Annotated in this window: 1 protein-coding gene; it reads left to right on the forward strand. The window is 56.9% G+C overall.

The genetic code is table 11. The features are described from left to right. Positions 1-163 precede the first annotated feature (163 nt). Positions 164-1,342: an IS1249 family transposase gene (locus NQ014_RS10800; RefSeq protein WP_048732261.1), complete on the forward strand. Its 1,179-nt coding sequence runs from the start codon at positions 164-166 to the stop codon at positions 1,340-1,342. Positions 1,343-1,389 lie beyond the last annotated feature (47 nt).

The following is a 1,389-nucleotide window of genomic DNA, read 5'->3' on the forward strand; positions in this document are numbered from 1 at the left end:
CGGGTTAAACGACAGAAAGTGTGTCTGGATTCGGTGATTTGTAGTGGTTGACCTCTAGGTTTCAGAGAAATATATGCTCCGGGAGCATATATTTGGCTCCGGGACGGTAAATCCGCGGTGTGGCAGCAGTGATGTGCTACACGCGGCGTGGTGTGGTGTCGCAATGTCAAAGAACCAACCACGCTGCCACTGCGGCGATGAGATGAAACGCAACGGCACTACCAGCAAAGGAACTACGAGGTGGCGATGCAAACACTGCGGCGCGTCGAGTGTGAAGCGCCGCAGCGACATCACCAATTCCACGGTTTTTGCCGCCTTCATTGACCACCTGACCACTGGCGCCAGCCTCGATACCGTTGCCAGTCGTGTGGGATGCTCACCGCGCACACTGCAACGCCGCTTCGAACCCTTCTGGCTCGTTGACGTACCAGATCCCACCATCGGACATATCGGGCGGGTTTACGACCAGGTGTTTCTAGACGGCACATATACCGCCGGCGGCTGTTTGATCATTGCCGCAACTATCGACCATGTCATCGCCTGGCACTGGTGCAAACACGAAACCACGCGCGACTACCAACGACTTCTCGAGCGCATCGAAGCCCCACTTATCGCCGTTATCGATGGCGGCCAGGGAGCGTTTAGCGCGATCAAAAAGTGCTGGCCCACCACGAAAATCCAGCGTTGCCTCGTCCACGCCCAACGCGTTGTACGCCGCTACACCACCTCACGGCCCCGGACTGATGCCGGGCGCACCATCTACCGACTGGCGCTGAAACTGACCCGGATCACCACCCTGGACCAAGCAGCAGCATGGGGTGCACAACTGCACGAATTCTCCACGATCTACCGTTCCTGGATGGACGAGAAAACCACGGTCAAAGACCCTAAAACAGGTACATGGACCCGCACGTGGACACATCACAACGTGCGCAAGGCCTACAACAGCCTCAACCACCTCTGGCGCTCCGAACTGCTGTTTGTCTACCTCACCCCACCAGAAGGTGTGCTGGAGAAAAACCGGATTAAATCCACCACCAACAGCCTTGAAGGCGGCATCAACTCCCAGATCAAACTACTTGCCAGAACACACCGCGGCAGATCAGGCGAACGACAACGCCGAATGCTGGATTGGTGGCTCTACTTAAAAACCGAACTGCCCGACGATCCAGCACGAATCGCCAGGCAGTCCAACTGGGGCCAGGACCAACTCGCCAAAGTTTCCACCCTGACCCAACACGAGAACCAAGCCGACCACGAAACAGGACGACCAGCCCTCTACGACAACGCTATCGACACCGACTACACCCACTCAATCGGCATCCAGAAAGGCCAAATCTAACCCCCGCGCGACACGCCGAGCCAGACACACATTTTGTCGTTTAACCC

The organism is Corynebacterium sp. 5QC2CO (assembly GCF_024580435.1).
Taxonomy (GTDB): domain Bacteria; phylum Actinomycetota; class Actinomycetes; order Mycobacteriales; family Mycobacteriaceae; genus Corynebacterium; species Corynebacterium jeikeium_D.